Genomic DNA, 24,413 nt, shown 5'->3' on the forward strand with positions numbered 1-24,413 from the left:
ACCTGGCGAGCGGCGTCTGCGGCGTGAGCGCGGGCCCGGCGGCGTGCCGCGCGCCGGACACGAGTGGCGGAGGGAGAGGGGTGACGGTGCCCGGAGTGCGGGATGTGATGGACGGCACGGCGCTGCTGCGCTGGGGTCGAACCTGCCTCGACGGCCTCGCGCATCGGCGTGCGGAGATCAACGCACTCAACGTCTTCCCGATACCGGACGCCGACACCGGCACGAACCTGCTCGCGACGATGCGCGCGGCGATGGCGGCCGCCGAGGCGATAGCGGCCCCGTCGAGCGCGCGCGAGGTGACGGCGCACGAGGTCGCCGCCGCCATGGCGCGCGGCGCGACGATCGGCGCCCGCGGCAATTCCGGCATCATCCTGTCCCAGGTGCTGCGCGGGATCGCCGAAGCCGTCCGCGAGGGGCCGCTGACCGCGGCGACGCTGCGCGAGGCGTTGCGGCGCGCGGCCGTGCTGGTCCGTGCGGCGCTGAGCGTGCCGATCGAAGGCACCATTCTCACCGTGCTCGACTGTGCCGCCGCCAGCGCGGCCGGGGACGCCGAGAGCACGCTCGCCGAGGTCGCCCTGGCGGCGGCCGACGGCGCGGCCAAGGCGCTGGGCGAAACGCCGTCGCAGCTCGGTGTACTGCGCGATGCCGGGGTGGTCGACGCGGGCGCACGCGGTCTGGTGGTGCTGCTGGACAGCCTGGTTTCGGTGACGCTCGGCGAGGTCCCGTCCCGGCCCGAGTACACCCCGAGGGAACCCGGCATGACCCAGCCCGAACCCGAGCCGTCCGAAACAACCTCGCCCACACCGCAATACGAAGTGATGTACCTGCTGAGCGACACCGACGAGGCACGGCTGGCGACACTGCGCGCCCGGCTCACCGAGCTGGGGGATTCGGTGGTGGTGGTCGGTGACGGGCAGGGCTCCTGGTCCGCGCACGTGCACTGCGCCGACGCCGGCGCGGCGGTGGAGGCGGGGCTCGTCGCGGGGCGGCTCAGCGGTATCCGGATCGAGAGCTTCGCCCTGGCCCGGCACGAGCCGCTGCACGACGCCGCCGAGCAGCTCGTCAGCGGTGACGAGCTGCCCGTCCCCGAGGGGCCCGCCGATCGCGGCATCCTCGCCGTGGCCGCGGGCGACGGCGCGGCCGCCCTGTTCGAGGACGCGGGGGCGGTGGTTTTGGACGGCGACGGCCCGGTGACCGCGGCCGCCCTGCTCGACGCGATCCGCGCGATGCCGAATCGGGAAGTCCTGGTGCTGCCCAACGGCGCACTGCCCGCGCACGACCTGCTCGCGGTCGGTGTCGCCGCCCGCGACGCGCACCGCGACGTGCTGCTGCTGCCGAGCGCGTCGGTGGTGCAGGGGCTCGCGGCGCTGGCGGTGCACGACCGCGGCCGGATCGCCGTCGACGACGCCTTCGCCATGTCGGAGGCGGCCGCGACCACGCGCTGGGGGGCGCTGCGGGCCGCCGCGGAGCGGGCGCTGACCATGGTCGGCACCTGCTCGGCGGGCGACGGACTCGGGCTGGTCGGCCACGATGTCGTCGTGATCGACCACGACGTGCGGGCGGCCGGACTGACGCTGCTCGACCGGATGCTCGCCTTCGGCGGCGAGCTCGTCACGTTGCTCATGGGCGCGGCGGCGCCGGACGGCCTCGCCGACGCGCTGGCCGCACATATCGGTGAGAGGTTTCCCGGCGTGGAGGTCACCGTGTATTCCGGTGGGCAGCATGGGGATCTGGTGCAGATCGGAGTGGAGTAGATGGCGACCCTGAGCGATCGGCTCGACCATATTCTCGGTGTGAAGGCGGCCGGTTCCCTGGTCGACGCCTTCGATATGCACACGGTGGAGGACCTGCTCCGGCACTATCCGCTGCGCTACGCCACCCAGGGGCAACCGCTCACCGAGGAGGCGCCGGAGGAGGGCGCGCACATCACCGTGATCGGCCGGATCACCAAGGCCGAGCTGCGCCCGATGCGCAACCGGCGCGGTTCGCTGCTGAAGGTGGTGCTGGACACCGGTTCCGGCACCGGTCGCGGTGTCGACGTCACCTTCTTCAACGGTGACAAGGTGAAATACGTTGTCAAAGAAGGTCTTCGGGCGATGATGTCGGGCACCGTCACCTACTGGCGGCCCGGCCAGTGGAACCTGAGCCACCCCGGCTACCTCATCCTGCCCGAGGCCGACGACGAAGAGAAGGTCGGCTCGCTCACCACCGTGCGCGGCGGCGGCAACCTGCGCGGGCTGGCGCAGAGCGCGAAAGGCGCCGAGGGCGTGGACACCTCGTTCATGGAGCGCGAGTTCATTCCGGTGTATCCGGCCACGGCGAAGGTGCAGAGCTGGGACGTGCTCGCGTGTATCCGGCAGGTGCTCGACCAGTTGGACCCGATCGACGATCCGGTGCCCGACGACATCCGGGCCGATCGCTCGCTGATGAAGATCTCCGACGCCCTGCGCCTGATCCACCTGCCGGAGCGTAAGACCGATATCGACCAGGCCAGAGAGCGTCTGCGGTTCGACGAGGCGCTGGCGCTGCAACTGGTGCTCGCCGAGCGCAGGCACGAGGTGTCCGGCCGGTCCGCGCGCCCGTGCCCGCCGCGGCCGGACGGCATCGCCGCCGAGTTCCAGACCCGGCTGCCCTTCGAGTTGACCGCCGGTCAGCAGCAGGTGATCGCGGAGATCTCCGCGGACATGTCCCGCAGCCAGCCGATGCACCGGCTGCTGCAGGGCGAGGTGGGTTCCGGTAAGACGATCGTCGCGCTGAACGCGATGTTGCAGATCGTCGACGCGGGGCAGCAGTGCGCCTTGCTCGCGCCGACGGAAGTCCTTGCCGCCCAGCACTATCGGTCGATGCGCGGGATGCTCGGCGATCTCGGCAGCGGCGGCGAACTAGGCGCGGCCGAGCACGCGACCAAGGTGGTGCTGGTCACCGGCTCGATGTCGTCCTCGGCGAAGAAGGCGGCGCTGCTGGAGGCAGTGACCGGGGAGGCGGGCATCGTGATCGGCACGCACGCGCTCATCCAGGACAACGTCGAGTTCTTCGACCTGGGCATGGTGGTGGTCGACGAGCAGCACCGCTTCGGTGTCGAACAGCGGGATGCGTTGCGGGCCAAAGCGAAAGCCGGAGCCAGCCCGCACCTGCTGGTGATGACCGCGACGCCGATTCCGCGCACCATCGCGATGACCACCCTCGGCGACCTGGAGACCTCGACGCTGACCGAGTTGCCGCGCGGCCGCTCGCCGATCACGTCCAAGGTCGTACCGCGCAGGCAACATCCGAACTGGGTCGACCGCGCGTGGGAGCGGATCCTGGAGGAGGTCGACGCCGGTCGGCAGGCCTACGTGGTGTGCTCGCGGATCGGCGACGACGAAGAGGCCGCCGGTAAGTCGAAGAACGGCAAGGCCAAAGCCAAGGACGCCGAGAAGGAAGGCCCCACCACCGCGGCCGCGCTCGACGTGTTCGATCAGTTGCGGGCCGGACCGCTGTCCCGGGTCCGGGTCGGCCTGCTGCACGGCAGGCTGCCCGCGGACGAAAAAGACCAGGTGATGCGCGCGTTCAACGACGGGTCGGTCGATGTGCTCGTCTGCACGACGGTCGTCGAGGTCGGCGTCGACGTGCCGAACGCGACCGTGATGGTGATCGTCGACGCGGACCGTTTCGGCGTCAGTCAGCTACACCAGCTGCGCGGCCGTATCGGTCGCGGTAAGCATGCCGGATTGTGCTTGCTGATCACCGATTCCGCGCCGGGGGGCTCGGCGATGGCGCGGCTGGACGCGGTCGCGAGCACCACCGACGGCTTCGAGTTGGCGGTGCTCGACCTGCGTACCCGGCGCGAAGGCGATGTGCTCGGCGCGGCCCAGTCCGGGACGGCCCGCTCCCTGAAACTGCTCTCGCTGCTCGACGATCTCGAAGTCATCACCGCCGCACAGGAACTCGCGCGCGAGGTGGTCGAAGCCGACCCCGGGCTGCGTAAGCATCCTGGTCTGGCAGGCATGATGCACGCCGCCGTCGACTCCGAACGCCTGGAGTACCTGGCCAAGTCGTGAACTAGGCCGTCGCGACCCCGGTGATATGACTGAGCGAGCAGCGCCAGCCCTGGGCGGTTTCGACGTAGACGTCCGTCGTCCACTCGTCGGCGTCGAACCGTTTGCCTTGGTAGTGCGCGGTATTGGTGACTCGGACCGTCAATACCGCGACCGTGCCGTGGCACTGGATCACCGGGTCGCCCACCCGCTGCATCGCTGAATGGGTGAGCACGCCGGACGCGATGAACCCCAGGAAGTCCTGGGCGCTGGTGATCCCGTTCTCGGAGACCATCGTCCAGTCGTCGGTCATGAATTCGGCGATCCGTGCCGCGTCGTCGGCGACGATGGCCGCCATCCAGGCGTCGAGCAGCGGCACGAGCCGATCGTGCAGTGCGCCGGTAGTGGGTGTGGTAGCCATGGGCGCAACGGTAGGCTCCGCGCGAGCGGGTGGCTTGGACGAATGGAACGTCCCGTGTCACTGCCCGACGCGGGGGTAGGGGAGGTCGGTGCTGGTGTTCTCGTCGACGGCCAGGGGGCTGCCGATGTTCGGGAAGGCGCGCTGGGCGCAGGCGGGGCGTTCGCATACCTTGCAGCCCGCACCGATCGGCACGGCTGTCGCCGGGTCGTCGAGTTGCAGTCCCGAGGAGTACACCAGGCGGTCGGCGTATTCGATATCGCAGCCCAGCCCGATCGCGAAATTCTTTGTCGCGGTACCGAATCCCTGCGGCGCGGTCATCGCGGTGCGGGCGATCCACAGATAGCGCCTGCCGTCCGGCATCTCGGCGATCTGGGTCAGGATGCGGCCCGGATAGGCGAACGCCTCGTGCACCACCCACAGCGGACAGCTACCGCCGACCCGGGAGAAGTGAAAAGCGGTGGCGGACTGCCGTTTCGAGATGTTTCCCGCCCGGTCGGTGCGGACGAAGAAGAACGGCACGCCCCGCTGACCCTGCCGTTGCAGGGTGCTGAGCCGGTGGCAGATGGTCTCGAAGCCGACCTCGAAACGCAGGCCGAGCAGGTCGATGTCGTAGTGCAGCTCCTCGGCCGAGCGCAGAAAACGGCCGTAGGGCAGCACCAGTGCGCCCGCGAAATAGTTGGCCAGTCCGATGCGGGCGAGCGTGCGGGATTCGCCGGTGAGCGATGGGGTTTCGGCGAGCACCCCGTCCAGTTCGGTGCTGTACAGCAGCAGGGCGAGGGTGGTCGCGATCTGGAAGGCGCGCTGGCCGGGCCGCAGGCGCCGCGCCAGGGTCAGCGTGCGGGTCTCGGGATCGTAGTGGCGTTTCGGGATGGTGGGATCGGCGCCGTCGCCGCGGACCAGCACCGTGACCCCGGCGCGTTCCTCGGCGACCCTGGCGAGCTGGCGATCGAGCGAGCCGATGGTCAGCCCGGACTGTTCGAAGAGCTGCTCGGCGGCGATGTCCAGCTGCGGGATGTGGTTGTGGTGGTCGTAGAAGAAGTCCCGCACGTCCTCGTAGGGCATGGGCACGCCGGGCGTGCCGGCGGGCGTGTCCACCCGGGCGGAGAGCAGGTCCAGCTGGTCGGTGGCGGCGCGCAGCCGCCGGTGCATCGCGACGACGATGCGCGCGACGTCGGGCTGTCTGGTCGCCAGCTCCTCCACCTCGGTGAGCGGCGCGGTGTGCCCGCCTGCGGCCTCGATCAGCACCTCGTGCAGATCCGAGACGAGCCGGGCGTCGGAGTCCGCCGCGAAGAACTGCACGTCCAGGTCGAAGGTGGAGTTGAGTTTCAGCAGCACCGGGATGGTGAGCGGGCGCTGGTCGCGTTCGAGCTGGTTGAGATAACTGGGGGAGAGATCCAGCGATTTCGCGAGCGCCGCCTGGGTGAGCCGGCGTTCCTCGCGCAACCGCCGCAGCCGCGCACCCGCGTACATCTTCCGCACGTGCAAGATGGTAGCCCCACGCCTTCGCAAACATCGCATATCCACGCTTGTTCGTTGTGAAAATATGTCACTGCGAGGTGTTTTGTCCGAGATGCCAGCTGCGTAGCGTGCGAAGAGGCTACTGCTCGCCACCCCAGATAAGGGCCTGGGCCGCGATCACGTCGGCGCCGTTGAAGGTCACCGCGGGTGAGCCGTGCAGGTGGTAGCCCTGGTCGAGCAGGGCGCTGATCCGTTCGCAGAACGTCGCGTCGTCGACGCCGGTGATCAATCGGTAGCGCAGGGGTTGATCGGTCATCCGGTCAGCCTAGGCGGTGCCACGGACAAGTCGATATCCGTGTGCGACACCGAGACTGGGGTCCGGCCAGTGGGCGCCGGGGTTCCGAACCGAGCATTTGCTTGGTTGAATCGGAGGGTGCGCGACGCGTGCCGTCTCCGAACGAAAGTGAGCAAAGTCGATGCCGAGCCCCGATGAACTCGTCCGTGCCATGTGCCGTAGCTGGTCGGACCCCGATCCGGACCGCATCGCGTCCTTCTTCGCCGAAGACGCCGTCTACCACAACATTCCGATGGAGCCGGTGGTCGGCCGGGCCGCGATCCGCGACTTCCTCGCCGGATTCCTGACCACTTTCCAGGGCGTCGATTTCGACATCCACCATCAGGTCGCGGCGGGCAATCTGGTCATGAACGAGCGCACCGACACCCTGCGCACCGCCGACCGAGCGATTCCACTCCCGGTGACCGGCGTCTTCGAAGTAGCCGACGGCGCGATCACCGCCTGGCGCGACTATTTCGACATGGGTGCCATCAACAAGGCTTTCGACCTCTGACCGGCGAGCAGCCCCGGGCGCAGCGCCTCCTCCCTGAACAGGGAGGAGGCGCTGCGCTTTTCAGTGTGTGATCGCGGTGCTCAGCGCACGGCGGCCGCGGCGGCGACCATGTTGCGCAGTGACGCCGCCACCTCGGCCTGGCCGCGGGTCTTCAATCCGCAATCCGGGTTGACCCAGAGCCGTTCGGCGGGAACAGCTTTCAGCGCGGCCCGCAACGAGGTGGTGATCTCCTCGACACTGGGCACCCGCGGCGAGTGGATGTCGTAGACACCCGGGCCCACCCCGAGATCGAAGCCCGCCGCGTTGAGATCGTCGAGCACCTCCATCCGGGAGCGTGCCGCCTCGATCGAGGTCACGTCGGCGTCCAGTCCGGCGATCGCGTCGATCACCTCGCCGAACTCCGAATAGCACAGGTGCGTGTGCACCTGGGTGGCGTCGGAGACGCCCGAGGTCGCCAGCCGGAACGACTGCACCGACCAGTCGAGGTAGGCCTGCTGATCCGTTTCGCGCAACGGCAGCAGTTCGCGCAGGGCGGGCTCGTCGACCTGGATGATCCGGATGCCCGCACTCTGCAGGTCCACCGTCTCGTCCCGGATGGCCAGCGCCACCTGACGCGCCGAATCCCCGAGCGGCTGGTCGTCACGGACGAACGACCAGGCCAGGATGGTCACCGGACCGGTGAGCATGCCCTTGACCGGCTTGTCGGTGAGCGATTGCGCGTAGCTGATCCAGTCGACGGTCATCGGCGTGCGGCGCGCCACATCGCCGAACAGGATCGGCGGCCGCACGCAGCGGGTGCCGTAGGACTGCACCCAGCCCAGCTCGGTGGCCGCGAAGCCGTCGAGCTGTTCGGCGAAGTACTGCACCATGTCGTTGCGCTCCGGCTCGCCGTGCACCAGCACGTCCAGGCCCAGCTGTTCTTGCAGCGCAATGACATCGGCGACTTCGGCCCGCATCCGGCGGACGTACTCGTCCTGGTCGATCTCGCCCTTGCGCAGCTCGGCCCGGGCCACCCGGATCGCCGAGGTCTGCGGGTAGGAGCCGATCGTGGTGGTCGGCAGCGGCGGCAACTGCAGCCGATCCTGTTGCAGCACACGGCGTTCCTCGGCGGGCGCGCGGGTGACGGCGTCCGGGCCGAGCGCGGCCAGCCGGGCCCGGACCTGTGCGTCGTTCAGTCGCGGGTCGGCGTGCCGCGAGGCCAGTGCCGCGCGGGTGTCGGCCAGTTCGGCGCTGATCGCCTCCGGGCCCTGGGTCAAGCCGGTCGCGAGCAGCCGCACCTCGGCGACTTTCTCGGTGCCGAACGCCAGCCACGACCGCAGCGCGTCGTCCAGTCCGGTCTCGACGGCCAGCGTGTAGGGCACGTGCAGCAGCGAGCTCGACGTCGAAACCGCCACCGACCCAGCCGAGCCCAGCAGGGTGCCCAGGGTGGCCAGCGACTTGTCGAGGTCCGCGCGCCACACGTTGCGCCCGTCCACCACGCCCGCGACGAGCAGCTTGCTCGCGAGCGCGGGTACCGCCGCGACGTCGGAAACGTCGGTGCCGGAGGTGAAGTCGAGCGCGATGCCCTCGACGTCGGTGCTCGCGAGCGCGGTCAGCGCGGCGTCGGGATGACCGAAGTAGGTCGCCACCAGGATGGCGGGACGTTGCGCGGTCGCGGTGAGTTCGGCGTAAGTGCTACGCACCAGCTCGATTTCGGCCGCGGTGAGATCGGTGACCAGGATCGGCTCATCGAGCTGCACCCAGCCCAGGCCGGCCGCGGCGAGCTGTGCGAGCAGGTCGCGATAGAGCGGCACGAGTTCGGCGAGCCGGTCCAGCGCCGCGCCGCCGGTGGCCTTGGCCAGCTTCAGGAAGGTGACCGGACCGATCACCACCGGCCGGGCCGCGACGCCCAGGTCCAGTGCCTCGCGCACTTCGGCCAGCAGCTTCTCCGGGTGCAGCGAGAACACGGTGTCCGCGCCGATTTCCGGCACCAGGTAGTGGTAGTTGGTGTCGAACCACTTGGTCATCTCCAGGGGTTCGATGGTTTCGTTGCCGCGCGCGGCCGCGAAGTACCGATCCAGCGGGTCGGCGATGCCGGCGACCCGCGGCGGCAGCGCGCCGAGCAGTACGGCCGTGTCGAGCACCTGGTCGTAATACGAGAAGGTGCCGACGGGGATCGAATCCAGGCCTGCCGCTTGGAGTTCGGCGAGCTGGGCGTGCCGCAGCTCGCGCGCGACGGCGTGCAGCCGATCGGCGTCGATCTTGCCTGCCCAGTAGGACTCGGTGGCCCGCTTGAGTTCACGTCGCGGTCCCACCCGTGGTAGCCCGAGAACCGTTGCGGTGAACGGTGTCTGATGTACAACAGTCACGATGTCTCTCCAGTGCTGAGTCGTGGACCATCGCCATACGGGCGGCGCGGCCACCGGCTGACGAGCCGGCGAACCACGAAGGGAGCCCGACACTTCAGCACTGGTGCAACCGCACGCCCAAATCCACGAGGCGGTGGTCGCCGGATACGGCGTACCCGGCACGGCTGGCAGGTCTTCGGACTCACAGGCACCGGCCGTTGTCGGCCGACCTACTAACCGTCGCTTCCCGGGTTGGGGTACCCAGTGCTGGTGACGGCATTCGTTCCTGTTTACCGCTGCGGGACAGTCCCGGATTCCCACCGGGTTCCCTCTCGCCCGACCGCCCGTTCGCGGGTGGCCGAACTCGGCTCCGTGCGCGTCGGCGGGGCTCCATCTCGCGCGCATCGGTGAACCAGCTGCACGTACCAGCATAGGCGGGCCGCCCGCGGTGGTGTGCGCGGGCGCGTCACCAGGGAGTACCGACAACGGACTGCCGGAGACCCGGCTGCGGACGGTGTTGTCGCCGATCGTGCGGGTGCCGTTCACCCGGGTCCTGGTCGCCGAAGAACGCGGGCTGAGGGTCGGTCTCGCTGTCGGTCAGTGCCGCGTGGGTTGCGGCACCGGAACCCCTATCGGGCATAGTTCGAAGCGAGCCGAGTCTGTGACGGCGCGGTGAACGCAACTTCGCAGCGTTGCCGGGTGCCGTTGTGAAGATCCCTGCGAAGGCCGCATCAGTGTCTGTGAGATGCGCTCAGCCGGGTACCTTAGGCCAATGTTCACGAAAGTCTTGGTCGCCAACCGCGGCGAGATCGCCATCAGGGCCTTCCGTGCGGCCTACGAACTCGGCGTGGGGACGGTAGCCGTCTTCCCGTACGAGGACCGCAACTCGGTCCATCGGATGAAGGCGGCCGAGTCCTACCAGATCGGTGAGCAAGGGCACCCGGTCCGGGCCTATCTCTCGATCGACGCGATCATCGACGCGGCGAAGTCGGCGGGCGCCGACGCGGTGTACCCCGGCTACGGCTTCCTGTCCGAGAATCCGGACCTCGCGGCGGCGTGCGCGCGCGAGGGCATCACCTTCATCGGCCCCTCTGCCGAGGTGCTCGAGCTCGCGGGCAACAAGGCGCGCGCCATCGCCGCCGCCAAGGCCGCGGGCCTGCCGGTGCTGCGTTCCAGCGCGCCGAGTGCGGACGTGGACGAACTGCTCGCGGCCGCGCAGGAGCTGGAGTACCCGATCTTCGTCAAGGCGGTCGCCGGTGGCGGCGGGCGGGGCATGCGCCGGGTCGCCGAGCCCGCGCTGCTGCGCGAGTCGATCGAGGCGGCCTCGCGCGAGGCCGAATCGGCCTTCGGCGACCCGACGGTGTTCCTCGAGCAGGCGGTGGTGAACCCCCGCCACATCGAGGTACAGATCCTGGCCGACCAGCACGGCAACGTGATGCACCTGTTCGAGCGCGACTGTTCGGTGCAGCGCAGGCACCAGAAGGTGATCGAACTCGCGCCGGCCCCGAACCTGGATCCCGCACTGCGCGACCGCATCTGCGCCGACGCGGTGGCCTTCGCGAAGGAGATCGGCTACAGCTGCGCGGGCACCGTCGAGTTCCTGCTCGACGAGCGAGGCAATCACGTCTTCATCGAGATGAACCCCCGCATCCAGGTCGAGCACACGGTCACCGAGGAGATCACCGACGTCGACCTGGTGCAGTCGCAGCTGCGCATCGCGGCGGGCGAGACACTCGCGGATCTCGGCCTGAGCCAGGACAAGGTCACCATCCGCGGCGCGGCGCTGCAGTGCCGGATCACCACCGAGGACCCGGCCAACGGCTTCCGCCCGGACACCGGCCGCATCACCGCGTACCGCACGCCGGGCGGCGCGGGCATCCGGCTCGACGGCGGCGCCAACCTCGGCGCGGAGATCGGCGCCTACTTCGACTCGATGCTGGTGAAGCTCACCTGCCGCGGTCGCGACTTCCCGGCCGCGGTCGCGCGGGCCGGGCGGGCGCTGGCCGAGTTCCGCATCCGCGGCGTCACCACCAACATTCCGTTCCTGCAGGCGGTGCTCGACGATCCGGACTTCAAGGCGGGCCGGGTCACCACCTCGTTCATCGATGAGCGGCCGCAACTGCTGACGCTGCGCGGCTCGGCCGACCGCGGCACCAAGATTCTCAACTATCTGGCCGATATCACCGTGAACAAGCCGCACGGTGAACGGCCGACGACGGTCTACCCGCACGACAAACTGCCCGCCATCGACCTGTCCGTGCCCCCGCCGGACGGCTCGCGGCAGCGGCTGTTGCGTTTGGGCCCTGAGGGTTTCGCGCGGGATCTGCGCGCGCAGGCGGCCGTCGGCGTCACCGACACGACCTTCCGGGACGCGCATCAGTCCCTGCTCGCCACCCGGGTGCGCACCAACGGTCTGCTCGGCGTCGCCGGGCATGTCGCGCGGTTGACGCCGGAGCTGCTGTCCATCGAGGCGTGGGGCGGCGCGACTTACGATGTGGCGCTGCGGTTCCTGTACGAGGACCCGTGGGAACGCCTGGCCCTGCTGCGCGAAGCGGTGCCCAATATCTGTCTGCAGATGCTGTTGCGCGGGCGCAACACGGTCGGCTACACGCCCTACCCGGAGCAGGTGACCCGCTCGTTCGTCGCCGAGGCGACCGCGACCGGCATCGACATCTTCCGCATCTTCGACGCGCTCAACAACGTCGACCAGATGCGCCCGGCGATCGACGCGGTGCGCGAAACCGGCACGGCCATAGCCGAAGTCGCGCTGAGCTACACCGGTGATCTGTCCAACCCGGACGAAACCCTGTACACCCTGGACTATTACCTGAAACTGGCCGAGCAGATCGTGGACGCGGGCGCGCACGTGCTGGCGATCAAGGATATGGCCGGACTGCTGCGCGCTCCCGCCGCGGCGACTCTGGTCAAGGCCCTGCGGAGCAACTTCGATCTGCCGGTGCACGTGCACACACACGACACTCCCGGCGGTCAGCTGGCCACGTACCTCGCCGCCTGGCAGGCCGGCGCCGACGCGGTCGACGGCGCCAGCGCCGCGATGGCCGGAACCACCAGTCAGCCCGCACTTTCCGCGATCGTCGCGGCCGCGGCGCACAGCGAACGCGACACCGGGCTGAACCTGCAGAACGTGTGCGATCTCGAGCCGTACTGGGAGGCGCTGCGAAAGGTGTACGCGCCGTTCGAATCCGGGCTGCCGGCCCCGACCGGCCGGGTGTACACCCACGAGATCCCCGGGGGTCAGCTGTCGAACCTGCGTCAGCAGGCCATCGCGCTCGGCCTCGGCGACCGGTTCGAAGAGGTGGAAGCCAAATACGCGGCGGCCGACCGGCTGCTGGGCCGCTTGGTGAAGGTGACGCCGTCGTCGAAGGTAGTCGGCGACCTGGCCCTGTCCCTGGTCGGCACCGGCGTGGACATCGAAGATTTCGCCGCCGACCCCGGTCGCTTCGACATCCCCGATTCCGTGATCGGTTTCCTGCGTGGCGAACTCGGCACCCCGGCGGGTGGCTGGCCGGAACCGTTCCGCAGCCGCGCGCTGGCAGGCCGCGGCCCGGCCAAGCCCGAAACCCCGCTCACCGCGGCGGACGAGGCCGGACTGGCGGGCAGCTCCGAGGAGCGCCGGGCCACCCTCAACCGGCTGCTGTTCCCCGCGCCCACCGCCGAATTCCTCGCACACCGGGAGAAGTACGGCGACACCATGGGGCTCTCGGCGAACCAGTTCTTCTACGGTCTGCGCCACGGTGAGGAACACCGCGTGCAGCTGGAGAAGGGCGTCACGCTGCTGATCGGCCTCGAAGCCATCTCCGAACCCGACGAGCGCGGCATGCGCACGGTCATGTGCATCCTCAACGGGCAGCTGCGCCCGGTCGCGGTCCGGGACCGGTCCATCGCCAGCGAGATCCCGGCCGCGGAGAAGGCGGACAAGGGCAACGCGAGCCACATCGCCGCCCCGTTCGCCGGCGTCGTGACATTGGCTGTGTCCGAAGGTGATTCGATCGCGGCCGGCGACACCATCGGCACCATCGAGGCAATGAAGATGGAGGCGGCGATCACCGCGCCGCGCGCGGGCACCGTCGGCCGGGTCGCGATCGGCCAGGTGCAGCAGGTCGAGGGTGGCGATCTGCTGATCGAGCTGGCGTTGCGCGAGTCCGCGGCCGAATGACGCGGATCGTCGCCGGAACGGCGGGTGGGCGGCGCCTGCGGGTGCCGCCCGCCGGTACCCGCCCGACCTCTGATCGGGTGCGCGAGGCGCTGTTCAGCGCGCTCGACGCCCGGATCGACTTCGACGGTGCCCGAGTGCTCGACCTGTACGCGGGGTCGGGTGCGCTCGGGTTGGAGGCGCTCTCGCGCGGTGCCGCGCACGCGTTGCTGGTCGAATCCGATCGCAAGGCCGCGGCGATCGTGCGCGGCAATATCGCCGACCTCGGGCTGCCCGGGGCGGAGCTACGTCTCGGCACGGTCTCGTCGGTGCTGGCGCTGGGCGGTGCGGGCGAATTCGACCTGGTGTTCTCCGATCCGCCGTATGCGGTCGAGACCGACGCGGTGCTCGCGGATCTGCGCGCGCTGACCCGAGGCTGGCTGCGCCCGGACGCCTTGGTGGTGGTGGAGCGATCCATCCGGTCACCGGAGATCGTCTGGCCCGCAGGGTATTCCGCGCTGAAGCCGCGCAAATACGGGGAAACGCGGATCGAGCTGGCGACGTTCGAATAGTCCCGGTGTGGCCTGGCGCACCCACTGTGGTGTGGGGCGGGTCGACACGATAGCGTCTGACCATGGCTGGAGCACTGTGCCCCGGGTCCTTCGACCCCGTGACCAACGGACACATCGACGTCTTCACCCGGGCCGCGGCCCAGTTCGACGAGGTCGTTGTCACCGTCATGATCAACAAGAACAAGCAGGGCATGTTCAGCGTCGACGAGCGCATGGAGATGCTGCGCGAGTCGACCGCGCACCTGCCCAACGTCCGGGTGGAGTCCTGGTACGGGCTGCTGGTCGATTTCGCCAAGGAGCAGAACGTCACCGCGATCGTGAAGGGCCTGCGCGACGCCACCGACTTCGGTTACGAACTGCAAATGGCGCAGATGAACAAAAAGCTTTCCGGCGTAGAAACCTTCTTCATAGCCACCAACCCCGCCTTCGGCTACCTCTCCAGCTCCCTCGTCAAAGAAGTAGCAGCCTTCGGCGGCGACGTAGTAGACATGCTCCCCCCCTCAGTCCACAAACGCCTCCTAGCCCGCCTCGCCGACCGCAAAAGCTGATCGAACCCGCCGCCTCCGTCGCACAAAGTCACCGCGCTGATACGGACAAAGATCGAATGGGTTCGGATTCTGCTGGAGCCGAGTTCGTCATAATGGGGACGGATTTCGAGCTCATCAGGCAGCTGACACGTCAAATGGGGGACGTGAACCGGGCGGCGATGGTCGGACATGGTTGGACTTGGGAGATCGATACGCTCTTGTACGAGCTCGTGAAGTCGATTCCGCGAGAGGTGGCATCGACGGCTCGGGTCAGGATCGTTGCGGGGGATCGAACAGTCGACGAGGCCGAAGTGCCGGAGCGGGTGCTCAGGTTGGACGGCGAAGTTGTGCGGCATGTTCCTCGGCCTGTGTTCGAGCTGTGGCCGGCTCTTCTTGCCGCTACCTGGGAACTGTTGGGGCCCAAGGAGGCGCGTTATCGCACCGGCTACGACGCGGACGAGATCACGGCTGCCCTGGGTTCGGTGACGGAGGCGGTTCGCGAGGCCCTTCGTAACTCTGGATAGGAATCAGCCCCGGGTCGAGTTCGGCGCCGGGGCTGATTCGTGGGCTGCGGTGATGGTTCAGAAGACCAGGCCGCGCAGGGCCAGGAAGCGCATGCCGCCTACTGCTGCGGTGATGGCGAGGATGGCGGTGGCCTCGGCGGGGCCGCCGATGCTGGGGGCCCAGACGTCGAGGGCGGCCAGGCCCGCAGTGGTGATGGCGAGGCCGACGAGGGCCAAGCCGCCGCCTTCCCACTGGGCGGTGAACCAGCCGACGCGACCGCGGGCGTGGAAGGTGAGCTGGCGGTGCAGTTCGTTGGCGATGACGGTGCTGACGATCGAGCCGACCACGTTGGCGATCAGCGGACCGATGCCGTGCATCGCGAAGAACAGCAGGACGTAGGCGATATTGCTGGAGCCGCCGACCAGGGCGAAGCGGATGAGCTGGGCGAACGCGCGGTCGCCGCGCAGGTAGGTGATCAGCTGCTCGAATCGCGCCGCGACGGGTGCTGCGGGTAGCACCGGGTACGGGCCGACCCACGGCAGGAACAAGCTGGTCGCGTTTGCTCCCGCCGGTCGCTCCAGATCCAGAACTGTCATGGTCTTTCCGATCGAACAGGGCCTTCGAGTGGGACAACAGCGACGGTGATCGCTTCCTTCCCGCCGGGCTCTCGGCAGGTTTCGCACAAAACCTGTCGACAACGGGCGGACCGGTGTGTCCCTTGCTCTCTGGCTTCCTCCATCCCGCAGGTCCCGGTGGGGGCTGCGCGCTAAGCCGAAGACCTTGTCGATCTTCCTATCGAAGGTACCACGAAGTGGAGGCTTATCCTCCACTTGATTTATGTGGCGTGCGAGACACTGGCACGACACACCGGAAGGTGACTCGGCACAAGCCGTGACGAGGGGCACACTGGGGCTCGGCGGAGAGTTCGCCGTGAGTCGTAGGAGAGTGGGGTAGTCAGCATGTACCGCGTATTCGAAGCACTCGACGAGCTGGTCGCCATCGTCGAGGAGGCGCGTGGCATCCCGCCGACCCGCAGCTGCATCGTGCCGCGCGGCGACGTGCTCGAATTGCTCGACGACGTGCGCGACGCGTTGCCGGGCGAACTGGACGACGCCCAGGATGTGCTCGACATCCGGGACAAGATCGTGTCCGACGCCCGCTCGGCCGCCGACGTGACGGTGACCAGTGCCAACGAGCAGGCCGCGCACACCATCGGCTCGGCTCGGGAAGAAGCCGACCGCATCCTCGCCGACGCGAAGGCGCACGCCGACCGGATGGTGGCCGAGGCCAGCGCGCACGCCGACCATCTGGTCAACACCGCACAGGCCGAGGCCGATCGCGTGATCGCCGACGGCAACGCCGAATTCGAGGCCGTCACCAACCGGGCCCGGGTGGAGTCGGAGCGAATGATCGAGGCGGGCAAGGCTTCTTACGATCGCTCGGTGGCCGACGGGGAAGCGGAGCGGGACCGGCTCGTCTCGCAGACCGAGGTGGTGCGGGCCGCGCACGCCGAATCCGCGCGGGTGATCGATGCGGCGCACGCCGACGCCGACGCGATGCGCGAGGAATGCGACCACTACGTCGACTCGAAACTCGCCGACTTCGAGGAAACCCTCTCCAATACCTTGCGCACGGTCGGCCGCGGCCGCCATCAGCTGCGCTCCGGCGCGGGCGCCCCCGACTACGCCGGCGAATATCGCCGCTAGCGCAGGCAGTGCCTGAGTCGAGCTGCTGCCGCGCACGTCTTGGTGCCGCGCGCGCATGTTTTGCGAACGACACGCGCGCGGGATGTGGAAGAACGCGCGCGAAAATCGACCTGCGCCGATTTGGGCGGACGCCGCTGCTCGCGTACCGTTGAGTGGTTGCCCATTCCCCCCGATTGTGAAGTGAGTTCGTGATGCCCGCCGGTTCCGGTTCTGCCTCGCGTCCGCGCTCGGCCTCGCGCCGGGAGCCGGACGCGGCTTTCGTGCTGGACGTGCGCAGCCTCGGCCGCCGGCCGGGGACGATGCGTGAACTGCAGCGCAGCTTCGATACCACCGCGCGGATCGGCCTCGACCTGATCGGCGTCCCGGTGGGTGCGCAGGTGGAGCTCGATCTGCAGTTGCAGGCGGTGTCCGAGGGTGTGCTGGTGACCGGAGCGGTGCACGCGCCCATCGAAGGCGAGTGCTCGCGCTGCCTCGAACCGTTCACCGATCACATCGATCTGCACCTCACCGAGCTGTTCGCCTACCCGGACAGCACCACCGAGCAGACCACCGACGACGACGAGGTCTACCGCATGGTGGACGACACCATCGACCTCGAACCGGTGATCATCGACGCGATCGGGCTGGAACTGCCGCTGCAGCCGCTGTGCACCCCGGACTGTGCCGGACTATGCGCGGAATGCGGCGTACGGATGGCGATTGCGGGTTCTGCGCACTCGCATGAGATACTTGACCCTCGCTGGGCCGGGCTGGCGAAGTTCGCCACCGAATCGCCCGGTAACGGCAGCCCCGAACCGGGTGCGGCCACAGCAACAGACCACTCAGCCGATATGGTAAGCAATAGGACAGAGGAGAAGTAGTCGTGGCCGTTCCCAAGCGCCGGATGTCCCGTTCCAACACCAGGTCGCGGCGCAGCCAGTGGAAGGCCACCGCGCCGACCCTGATCACCTGCCCGAACCGCGCCTGCGGTGAGAAGACCCTGCCGCACATCGCGTGCCCGTCCTGCGGCACCTACAAGGGTCGCCAGGTCACCGCTGCTGTCTGACAGTTCGACCTGTCGTATCGACGTGACTGATGAACCAGACTCGTCCGGTGCGCACGCGAGCCTGCTCGCGGCGCTCGGCGTCGAGGTGCAGCCGGAGTTGCTGCGCCTGGCGCTGACGCACCGGTCCTACGCATACGAGAACGGCGGGCTGCCGACCAACGAGCGCCTGGAGTTCCTCGGCGATTCCGTCCTCGGACTGAGCATCACCGAGCGGCTGTATCACGAGCACCCGGACAAGTCCGAGGGTGAGCTGGCGAAGCTGCGCGCGAGCGTGGTGAACATGCACGCGCTCGCCGAGGTGGCTCGTCAGCTCGGCGCGGGTGGTCTCGGTGCGCACCTGCTGCTCGGCAAGGGCGAAGAGCTCACCGGCGGCCGGGACAAGCCGAGCATCCTCGCCGACGGGATGGAGTCGCTGCTCGGTGCGGTGCACCTGGAGCACGGCATCGATGTCGCGCGCGCGGTGGTGTTGCGCCTGTTCGCCGACCTGCTCGAGCGCGGTCCCCGCATGGGAGCCGGGCTCGACTGGAAGACGAGCCTGCAGGAGCTCACCGCGGAGCGCGGTCTCGGCGTGCCCAGCTACGAGATCACCTCGACCGGTCCCGATCACGACAAGGAATTCACCGCGACCACGATGATCGGCGGCCAGGCCTACGGCCAGGGCGTCGGCCGATCGAAGAAGGAAGCCGAGCAGAAGGCCGCGGGCACCGCCTACCAGGCGCTGACCGCCGAAGCCTGACCGTGCCCGAACTTCCCGAGGTCGAGGTCGTCCGGCGCGGTATCGCCGAACACGTGGTCGGCCGGGTCATCGACTCGGTCGCGATCACCCATCCCCGCTCGGTGCGCCGTCATCTCGAAGGCGCCGCCGATCTCGCCGCACGGCTGGCCGGACTGAAGGTCCAGTCCGCCGAGCGGCGGGGCAAATTCCTCTGGCTCACCTTCGACGAGCCGGACACGTCCCTGGTCGTGCACCTGGGGATGAGCGGGCAGATGCTGGTGCAACCCGCCGACGCGCCGCTGGAGAAGCACGCGCACATCCGGGCCACCCTGCACGACGGCACCCAATTGCGGTTCGTCGATCAGCGCACCTTCGGCGGCTGGGCGCTCGCGCCGCTGGTCGAGGTGGACGGCACGCTCGTGCCGGAACCGGTCGCGCACATCGCCCGTGACCCGCTGGACCCGCGCTTCGACGTCGAGTCCGTGGTGCGCGCGATCCGCGCCAAACAGACCGAGATCAAACGTGTGCTGCTCGATCAGAGCGTGATCTCCGGCATCGGCAACATCTACGCCGACGAATCCCTGTGGCGCGCAAAGCTGCACGGCACCCGCCTCGCTTCCGGCCTGTCCCGCCCCGTGCTGCGCGGCCTGCTCGCCGATGTCGGCGCGGTGATGGGGGAGGCGCTCGCCGCGGGTGGCACCTCGTTCGACGCGCTGTATGTGAACGTCAACGGACAGTCCGGCTATTTCGAGCGTTCCCTCGCCGTGTACGGGCGCGAGGACGAGCCGTGCCGCCGCTGCGGGGCCGCGATCCAGCGGGAGAAGTTCATGAATCGTTCCTCCTATTCTTGCCCGCGGTGCCAGACGAAGCCTCGCCCTCGTTAGGGAGCACGAGCTACCTTTCTTGTAGGCGGTCCGGGTGTCGGGGCCGTGGAGGAAGGACATATGCGCAAGCTCACGTACTACGTAGCGTCGACCATCGACGGATTCATCGCCACCGATGACGGGTCGGTCGATTTCTTCCCGGTCGGCGGCGACCACGGCCCTGCGATCACCGCGCAGTACCCCGAGACGCTGCCGACCAAGGTGCGCGAGTCGCTCGGCATCGATAAGCGCAACCGCTATTTCGACACCGTGCTGATGGGTCGCAAGACGCACGATTTCGGCGTGCGCACGGGTACGTCGAGCCCGTATTCGCATCTGAAACAGTACGTGGTGTCGACGACGCTGCCAGAGGATCCCGACCCGGACGTCGAGTTGATCGCCGCGGATCCGCTGGCGAAGGTGCGCGAGCTCAAGCGCGAACCCGGACTGGGCATCTGGTTGTGCGGCGGCGGTGAACTCGCCCAGGTGTTGCTGCCGGAGATCGATCAGATCTTCCTCAAGTTGTACCCGGTACTGCTCGGGCACGGCCGGTCGCTGTTCGGCACCGGTCCACGGCTGCCCGACGCGGCCCGGTTCCGGGTGATCACCAGCCGTGTCTTCGAGGACGGAGTGGCGTTCATGAAGTACAGCAGGATTCGTTAACCGCGGTGGCGGAAGACGATTCGAGCGCGACCGGCCCGGCGGCGACGCCGGGCCCGGTCGAGGTGCTGCGCGAAATCGGCTTCTGGCTGGAACGCGCGCGGGCCGAGACCTATCGGGTGAAGGCCTACCGCAAGGCCGCCGATATCGTGGCGGGACTGTCCGCGGCGGAACGCGCGGCACACCAGGCGGCGCACAGCTGGCGGGAGATCCCCGGGATCGGCCCGAAAACCGCGGCGGTGATCGAACAGGCGTCGGCCGGCGTGCTGCCGCAGTATCTGATCGATCAGCGCAACGCCGCGAAGCCGATCGGCGCGCCCGGTAAGGCGCTGCGCACCCGCCTGCGCGGCGATCTGCACACCCATTCGGATTGGTCCGACGGTGGCAGCCCGATCGCGGAGATGATGGGCGTCGCCGCCGCGCTCGGGCACGAATACTGTGCGCTGACCGATCATTCGCCCCGGCTGACCGTGGCGAACGGCCTGTCCGCGAGCCGGTTGCGCAAGCAGTTGGACGTCGTCGCCGAACTGAACGAGCGGATGGCGCCGTTCCGCATCCTGACCGGCATCGAGGTGGACATCCTCGACGACGGCACCCTGGATCAGCAGGCCGATCTGCTCGCCGAACTCGATATCGTGGTGGCGAGCGTGCATTCGCACCTGCGCGCGGACAGCGCGACGATGACCAAGCGGATGGTCTACGCGGTCGCCAATCCCAATGTGGACGTGCTCGGGCATTGCACGGGCAGGCTGGTCACCGGTGGTCGCGGCACCCGGCCGGAGTCGAGCTTCGACGCCGAGGTGGTGTTCGAGGCGTGCCGCAAGTTCGGCACCGCCGTCGAGATCAACAGCAGGCCCGAACGACGCGATCCCCCTTCGCGTTTGATGCGGCTGGCGCTCGAGATGGATTGCCTGTTCGCCATCGATACCGACGCGCACGCGCCCGGTCAGCTGGATTGGCAGGGCTACGGCTGCGAACGCGCGGTGGCCAATGATGTTCCGGCCGAACGCGTGATCAACACCTGGCCGCTGGCCGAGCTGCTGGCCTGGACGGCGACCGCCGAAGTTTGATGGCCGCCGGATCGTGAATTGTGCGGGAACGCGTCACACTCGCGGCCGCTGTCTCGTCCATCTGTTGTACGAGGACATCGAGGAAAGGACGTCACCGTGGCACGGATGAAGCTCGCAGAGGTCGCCCCCGAGTACTACAAGGCGTGGTTCGAGGCGGAGAAGGCGATCCGGCGCGGTCCGCTGAATCCGGTGGTGCGCGAGCTGGTGAAGATTCGCGCGTCCCAGATCAACGGCTGCGTGTACTGCATCGACCTGCACACCACCGATGCGCGCCTGGCGGGGGAGACCGAGAAGCGGATCTACCAGCTCGACGCCTGGCGCGAGTCCGCGCTCTACGACGACACCGAGCGGGCCGCCCTCGCCTACGCGGAGGCGGTCACGAAACTCGGCGAACACGGTGTGAGCGACGAGATCTGGGCCGAGGTCGAGAAACATTTCGACGAGGGCGCGCGGGCCGGGCTGGTCGCGGTCACCGCGATGATCAACCTGTGGAACCGGATCGGGGTCCCGCTGCGGATGCAGCCCGAGGTCGGCTGAGGCGCCGTGCGTGGGCGCCGGGCCGGTGCCCACGCACGGTTCACTCTTTCGGCGGCAGGAACGGCCGGGAGAAGTAGTCCTCGACCGGTAGCGGGCCGGTGTAGCGGCGGCACGGGCACTGCACCCACTCCCACACCGAAGGCGCGACGGAACGGCGTAACTCGGTGTGGCACTCACCATTCGGATCGTGCACCGACAGATCGTGGCCGCAGCCGCACTGCGCGGCGCTCTTCGTCTTGCCGAACGCCGCGCGGTGGCCGTAGCGCCCGATCGCCCAGCCGACGCCGGCGATCCCGGCGCCGACGGCCAGGGTGATGGGATCGAACATGAACACATTGTACGTATACGTATGCCCGCCGGAATCGGCCCGATGTGTCGGTGCCATCGGCGAAGATGGCAGGCATGACGGAACTATCGCTGCGTGAGCTGAACCGAACCCTGCTGGTGCGTCAGATGCTGGCACAGCGGGTCGCGATGACACCGTTGGAGCTCGTCCGGCATCTCGTCGCGGTTCAAGGGCAGGAACCCAATTGGCCCTATGTGGGCCTGTGGTCCCGGCTTACCGATTTCCGGCACGACGATCTGGCTGCCTTACTGCGAGAACGAAAACTGGTGCGGTCCACCATGATCCGCCGCACTGTGCACCTGGCCGACGTGGACGACTTCCGCTGGCTGCGCCCCACGGTGCGCCCGATCGTGCACGCCGCGTTGCAGGCGCCGTACTACCGCGACGAGATCGAGGGTATGGATCTCGCCGAACTCGCCGTCGCGGGAAGGGAATTGCTGTCCGGCCAGATCCTGTCGCGCACCGAGCTGGGCCGCCTGCTCGCCGAACGCTTCCCGGATCGGCACGCGCGCAGGCTCGCCGAGGCGGCGGAACTGCTGGTGCCGATGGTGCACAGCCCGGTGACCGGGGCCTGGGGCAAATGGCGCAACCGGTCGGTGACGGTCGCGCTCGCCGACGAGTGGATCGGGGTGCCGATGTCGACCGAGCCGCACGCGCAGACCTTGATCCTGCGGTACCTGGCGGCGTTCGGTCCCGCCACGGTGGCCGATATGCAGGCGTGGGCGGGGGTGACCAAGCTCGCCGAGGTGGTGGACGAGATGCGTTCGAGCCTGCGGGTTTTCACCGACGACCAGCATCGCGTGCTGTTCGACCTGCCCGACGCGCCGCTGGCCGATCCGGGCCTGCCGATGCCCGTGCGCTTCCTGCCCGCCTTCGACAACGCGCTGCTCGGGCACAAGGACCGGCGCCGGATCATCAGCGAGGAGGATCGGCAACGGATCGCCAAGGAGGCCTCCGGCGGGGTGCCGATGTACCTGGTCGACGGTTTCGTGCACGGCCGATGGGCGTTGGAGGACAGCACCATTCGGGTCACGCCCTGGCACCCGCTGTCTGCAGCCGACGAGTCCGCCCTGCGCGCCGAGGCCGAGCGCCTGCTCGGATTCGTCGCCTCCGGTCAGGACGGAAAGATCATCATCGAGGGCTGACCCGAGGGCGCGGAGCCGGGTGGGACTACTCGGGCAAGGGCGCGGCCTGGTCGGCGAAGTGCAGGCCGCGCAGGGCCAGTTCCTCTTCGAGGATTCGGATCGCCTTCGGGCCGACGCCGTGGATGCGCAGCAGGTCCTTCGCCGTCACCGCGGTGAGCTGGTCGTAGCGGGTGTACCCGTGCGCGGCCAGCTCGCGGTTGGCGACCTTGCCCATCCGGTGCGGAAACTCTGCCGCCGACGTTTGCTCCGCCATCACGACCTCCCGTGCGTTGTGATTCCTCGGATAGGCGCACGCTAGCAACACCCACCGACACGGTGCCGGGCGATCGAGGCATGACGAAAGTCTGACGGTGCGGCGTGGAGCACCCGCCGCGGCGCGTTCACCAGGCACGATCGGTCCATGACACGAATTGCACGGCCAGGAGATCCGGCGTGACCGGCATGCGGGTGTTGCTGACCGGCGCGGCCGGATTCATCGGTGCGCATATCCGTCACGCGCTGGCCGCCGCCGGGCACGAGGTGGTCTCGGTCGACCTGATGATCCCGGCGGCGCACGGGCCGGCCGCCGCGGTGCCCGAGGGCGTCCGGCAGGTGGATGTCCGGGACGGGGAGGCCCTCGATGCGCTGCTGCACGACGTCGACGTCGTCTGCCATCAGGCCGCGGTGGTCGGTGCCGGCGTGAGCGCCCAGGATGCGCCCGCCTACGCGAGTCACAACGACTTCGGCACGGCGGTCCTGCTGGCGGCGATGGATCGGGCCGGGTGCCGCAGGCTGGTGCTCGCGTCGTCGATGGTCGTGTACGGCGAGGGGCACTACCGCGGCGCGCGGTGCGGGCCGGTGCAGGTCGGCGTCCGCCGCCCGGCGGATCTCGCGGCGGGGATGTTCGAGCACCGCTGTCCGGCGACCGGCGAGGTCCTCGGCTGGGAAACGGTCCGCGAGGACGCGCCGCTGCGGCCGCGCAGCCTGTACGCGGCAAGCAAACTCGCGCAAGAGAACTACGCCGCCGCGTGGGCGGCGGTGACCGGATCGACGGTGACCGCACTGCGTTATCACAATGTATACGGTGCCGATATGCCCAGGGACACACCGTATTCCGGGGTCGCCGCGATCTTCCGGTCGTCGCTCGAGGCCGGGCAGTCGCCGCAGGTCTTCGAGGACGGCCGGCAGGCAAGGGATTTCGTGCACGTCACCGATATCGCCGCGGCGAACCTCGCGGCCGTCGAGCAGCCGCTGTCCGGCTTCGTCGCGCTCAATGTCTCTTCCGGCCACCCGATCACCATCGGCGAGGTGGCGCAGACCTTGGCCGCGGCGCGCGGCGGCCCGGACCCGGTGGTGACGGGCCGCTATCGGGCCGGCGACGTGCGGCATATCGTCGCCGATCCCGAACAGGCCAGGCGCGTCCTGGGTTTCGTCGCACAGGTGGATCCGGTGGCCGGTCTCACCGAGTTCGCGTTCGCCCCGCTGCGCGACAGCGCGGGGATGTGCGCACCGACCCTGTGA

24 protein-coding genes and 1 riboswitch are annotated in these 24,413 nt (G+C 68.8%); of the genes, 17 read left to right on the forward strand and 7 right to left on the reverse strand.

What is annotated here, in order from left to right; genetic code table 11:
* Window positions 1-107 precede the first annotated feature (107 nt).
* Window positions 108-1,754, forward strand: a complete 1,647-nt coding sequence (locus TY25_RS03855) for a DAK2 domain-containing protein (protein ID WP_042254112.1) — start codon at window positions 108-110, stop codon at window positions 1,752-1,754.
* On the forward strand, window positions 1,755-4,040 hold the full coding sequence (gene recG, locus TY25_RS03860; protein WP_042254113.1) for an ATP-dependent DNA helicase RecG: 2,286 nt from the start codon (window positions 1,755-1,757) through the stop codon (window positions 4,038-4,040).
* Between the two features lies 1 nt (window position 4,041).
* On the opposite strand, the gene TY25_RS03865 is transcribed toward recG, so the two are convergent.
* The 3 genes from TY25_RS03865 to TY25_RS41435 all read right to left on the reverse strand — a co-directional run bounded on the left by TY25_RS03865 (window position 4,042) and on the right by TY25_RS41435 (window position 6,211).
* Entirely contained in the window at window positions 4,042-4,437 is a 396-nt protein-coding gene (locus tag TY25_RS03865) for a nuclear transport factor 2 family protein (RefSeq protein ID WP_042254114.1), read from the reverse strand.
* 57 nt (window positions 4,438-4,494) lie between these two features.
* On the reverse strand, window positions 4,495-5,916 hold the full coding sequence (locus TY25_RS03870; protein WP_174484629.1) for a short-chain fatty acyl-CoA regulator family protein: 1,422 nt from the start codon (window positions 5,914-5,916) through the stop codon (window positions 4,495-4,497).
* Window positions 5,917-6,034: 118 nt separating this feature from the next.
* A complete protein-coding gene (locus TY25_RS41435) occupies window positions 6,035-6,211 on the reverse strand; it encodes a DUF1737 domain-containing protein (protein ID WP_081868649.1) in 177 nt (58 codons plus the stop codon).
* 160 nt (window positions 6,212-6,371) lie between these two features.
* Here TY25_RS41435 and TY25_RS03875 point away from each other — a divergent pair, with 160 nt between their 5' ends.
* Window positions 6,372-6,743 carry a nuclear transport factor 2 family protein gene (locus TY25_RS03875; protein WP_042254117.1) on the forward strand — a complete coding sequence of 124 codons (372 nt, stop codon included), beginning with the start codon at window positions 6,372-6,374 and terminating at the stop codon, window positions 6,741-6,743.
* Window positions 6,744-6,823: 80 nt separating this feature from the next.
* Here the strand turns inward: TY25_RS03875 and metE are convergent, their stop codons facing one another.
* The gene (gene metE, locus TY25_RS03880) at window positions 6,824-9,094 is read right to left on the reverse strand and encodes a 5-methyltetrahydropteroyltriglutamate--homocysteine S-methyltransferase (RefSeq protein ID WP_042254230.1); all 2,271 of its coding nucleotides are present in this window, start codon (window positions 9,092-9,094) and stop codon (window positions 6,824-6,826) included.
* A 164-nt stretch (window positions 9,095-9,258) separates the two neighbouring features.
* A riboswitch (cobalamin riboswitch) is annotated at window positions 9,259-9,434 on the reverse strand.
* A gap of 408 nt (window positions 9,435-9,842) precedes the next feature.
* Between metE and TY25_RS03885 the strand changes: the two genes are divergently transcribed.
* The 4 genes from TY25_RS03885 (at window position 9,843) to TY25_RS03900 (ending at window position 14,846) form a co-directional block, all read left to right on the forward strand.
* Window positions 9,843-13,247 carry a pyruvate carboxylase gene (locus TY25_RS03885; RefSeq protein ID WP_042254118.1) on the forward strand — a complete coding sequence of 1,135 codons (3,405 nt, stop codon included), beginning with the start codon at window positions 9,843-9,845 and terminating at the stop codon, window positions 13,245-13,247.
* Entirely contained in the window at window positions 13,244-13,795 is a 552-nt protein-coding gene (rsmD, locus tag TY25_RS03890) for a 16S rRNA (guanine(966)-N(2))-methyltransferase RsmD (protein ID WP_042254120.1), read from the forward strand. The genes TY25_RS03885 and rsmD overlap by 4 nt, the downstream gene beginning before the upstream one ends.
* Before the next feature lie 62 nt (window positions 13,796-13,857).
* The gene (coaD, locus tag TY25_RS03895; protein WP_042254122.1) at window positions 13,858-14,343 is read left to right on the forward strand and encodes a pantetheine-phosphate adenylyltransferase; all 486 of its coding nucleotides are present in this window, start codon (window positions 13,858-13,860) and stop codon (window positions 14,341-14,343) included.
* Between the two features lie 56 nt (window positions 14,344-14,399).
* Window positions 14,400-14,846, forward strand: a complete 447-nt coding sequence (locus TY25_RS03900) for a hypothetical protein (RefSeq protein WP_042254124.1) — start codon at window positions 14,400-14,402, stop codon at window positions 14,844-14,846.
* Between the two features lie 57 nt (window positions 14,847-14,903).
* Here the strand turns inward: TY25_RS03900 and TY25_RS03905 are convergent, their stop codons facing one another.
* Window positions 14,904-15,422, reverse strand: a complete 519-nt coding sequence (locus TY25_RS03905; RefSeq protein WP_014987108.1) for a GtrA family protein — start codon at window positions 15,420-15,422, stop codon at window positions 14,904-14,906.
* Between the two features lie 363 nt (window positions 15,423-15,785).
* Between TY25_RS03905 and TY25_RS03910 the strand changes: the two genes are divergently transcribed.
* The 8 genes from TY25_RS03910 (at window position 15,786) to TY25_RS03945 (ending at window position 21,422) form a co-directional block, all read left to right on the forward strand.
* Window positions 15,786-16,532 (forward strand): DivIVA domain-containing protein, encoded by a 747-nt coding sequence (locus TY25_RS03910; RefSeq protein WP_042254125.1) that lies wholly within the window; start codon window positions 15,786-15,788, stop codon window positions 16,530-16,532.
* 191 nt (window positions 16,533-16,723) lie between these two features.
* A complete protein-coding gene (locus tag TY25_RS03915; RefSeq protein WP_042254126.1) occupies window positions 16,724-17,392 on the forward strand; it encodes a YceD family protein in 669 nt (222 codons plus the stop codon).
* 2 nt (window positions 17,393-17,394) lie between these two features.
* Complete coding sequence (gene rpmF, locus TY25_RS03920) at window positions 17,395-17,577, forward strand: 50S ribosomal protein L32 (RefSeq protein ID WP_014987105.1); 183 nt, start codon at window positions 17,395-17,397, stop codon at window positions 17,575-17,577.
* 22 nt (window positions 17,578-17,599) lie between these two features.
* Complete coding sequence (gene rnc / locus TY25_RS03925) at window positions 17,600-18,313, forward strand: ribonuclease III (protein WP_014987104.1); 714 nt, start codon at window positions 17,600-17,602, stop codon at window positions 18,311-18,313.
* Window positions 18,314-18,315: 2 nt separating this feature from the next.
* Window positions 18,316-19,176 carry a bifunctional DNA-formamidopyrimidine glycosylase/DNA-(apurinic or apyrimidinic site) lyase gene (mutM, locus tag TY25_RS03930; RefSeq protein ID WP_042254127.1) on the forward strand — a complete coding sequence of 287 codons (861 nt, stop codon included), beginning with the start codon at window positions 18,316-18,318 and terminating at the stop codon, window positions 19,174-19,176.
* 60 nt (window positions 19,177-19,236) lie between these two features.
* Window positions 19,237-19,818, forward strand: a complete 582-nt coding sequence (locus TY25_RS03935; protein WP_014987102.1) for a dihydrofolate reductase family protein — start codon at window positions 19,237-19,239, stop codon at window positions 19,816-19,818.
* Window positions 19,819-19,823: 5 nt separating this feature from the next.
* The gene (locus TY25_RS03940; protein WP_042254128.1) at window positions 19,824-20,885 is read left to right on the forward strand and encodes a PHP domain-containing protein; all 1,062 of its coding nucleotides are present in this window, start codon (window positions 19,824-19,826) and stop codon (window positions 20,883-20,885) included.
* Window positions 20,886-20,990: 105 nt separating this feature from the next.
* Entirely contained in the window at window positions 20,991-21,422 is a 432-nt protein-coding gene (locus TY25_RS03945; protein WP_014987099.1) for a carboxymuconolactone decarboxylase family protein, read from the forward strand.
* Window positions 21,423-21,462: 40 nt separating this feature from the next.
* Here the strand turns inward: TY25_RS03945 and TY25_RS03950 are convergent, their stop codons facing one another.
* On the reverse strand, window positions 21,463-21,750 hold the full coding sequence (locus TY25_RS03950; RefSeq protein WP_041564618.1) for a hypothetical protein: 288 nt from the start codon (window positions 21,748-21,750) through the stop codon (window positions 21,463-21,465).
* A 74-nt stretch (window positions 21,751-21,824) separates the two neighbouring features.
* On the opposite strand from TY25_RS03950, the gene TY25_RS03955 reads away from it, so the two are divergent.
* Window positions 21,825-22,913: a winged helix DNA-binding domain-containing protein gene (locus tag TY25_RS03955; RefSeq protein ID WP_042254129.1), complete on the forward strand. Its 1,089-nt coding sequence runs from the start codon at window positions 21,825-21,827 to the stop codon at window positions 22,911-22,913.
* A 25-nt stretch (window positions 22,914-22,938) separates the two neighbouring features.
* Here the strand turns inward: TY25_RS03955 and TY25_RS03960 are convergent, their stop codons facing one another.
* Window positions 22,939-23,166, reverse strand: a complete 228-nt coding sequence (locus TY25_RS03960) for a helix-hairpin-helix domain-containing protein (protein ID WP_042254234.1) — start codon at window positions 23,164-23,166, stop codon at window positions 22,939-22,941.
* A 179-nt stretch (window positions 23,167-23,345) separates the two neighbouring features.
* Here TY25_RS03960 and TY25_RS03965 point away from each other — a divergent pair, with 179 nt between their 5' ends.
* Window positions 23,346-24,413, forward strand: a complete 1,068-nt coding sequence (locus TY25_RS03965; RefSeq protein ID WP_042254130.1) for an NAD-dependent epimerase/dehydratase family protein — start codon at window positions 23,346-23,348, stop codon at window positions 24,411-24,413.

The sequence above is a fragment of the Nocardia brasiliensis NBRC 14402 genome, from assembly GCF_000308475.2.
GTDB lineage: Bacteria > Actinomycetota > Actinomycetes > Mycobacteriales > Mycobacteriaceae > Nocardia > Nocardia brasiliensis.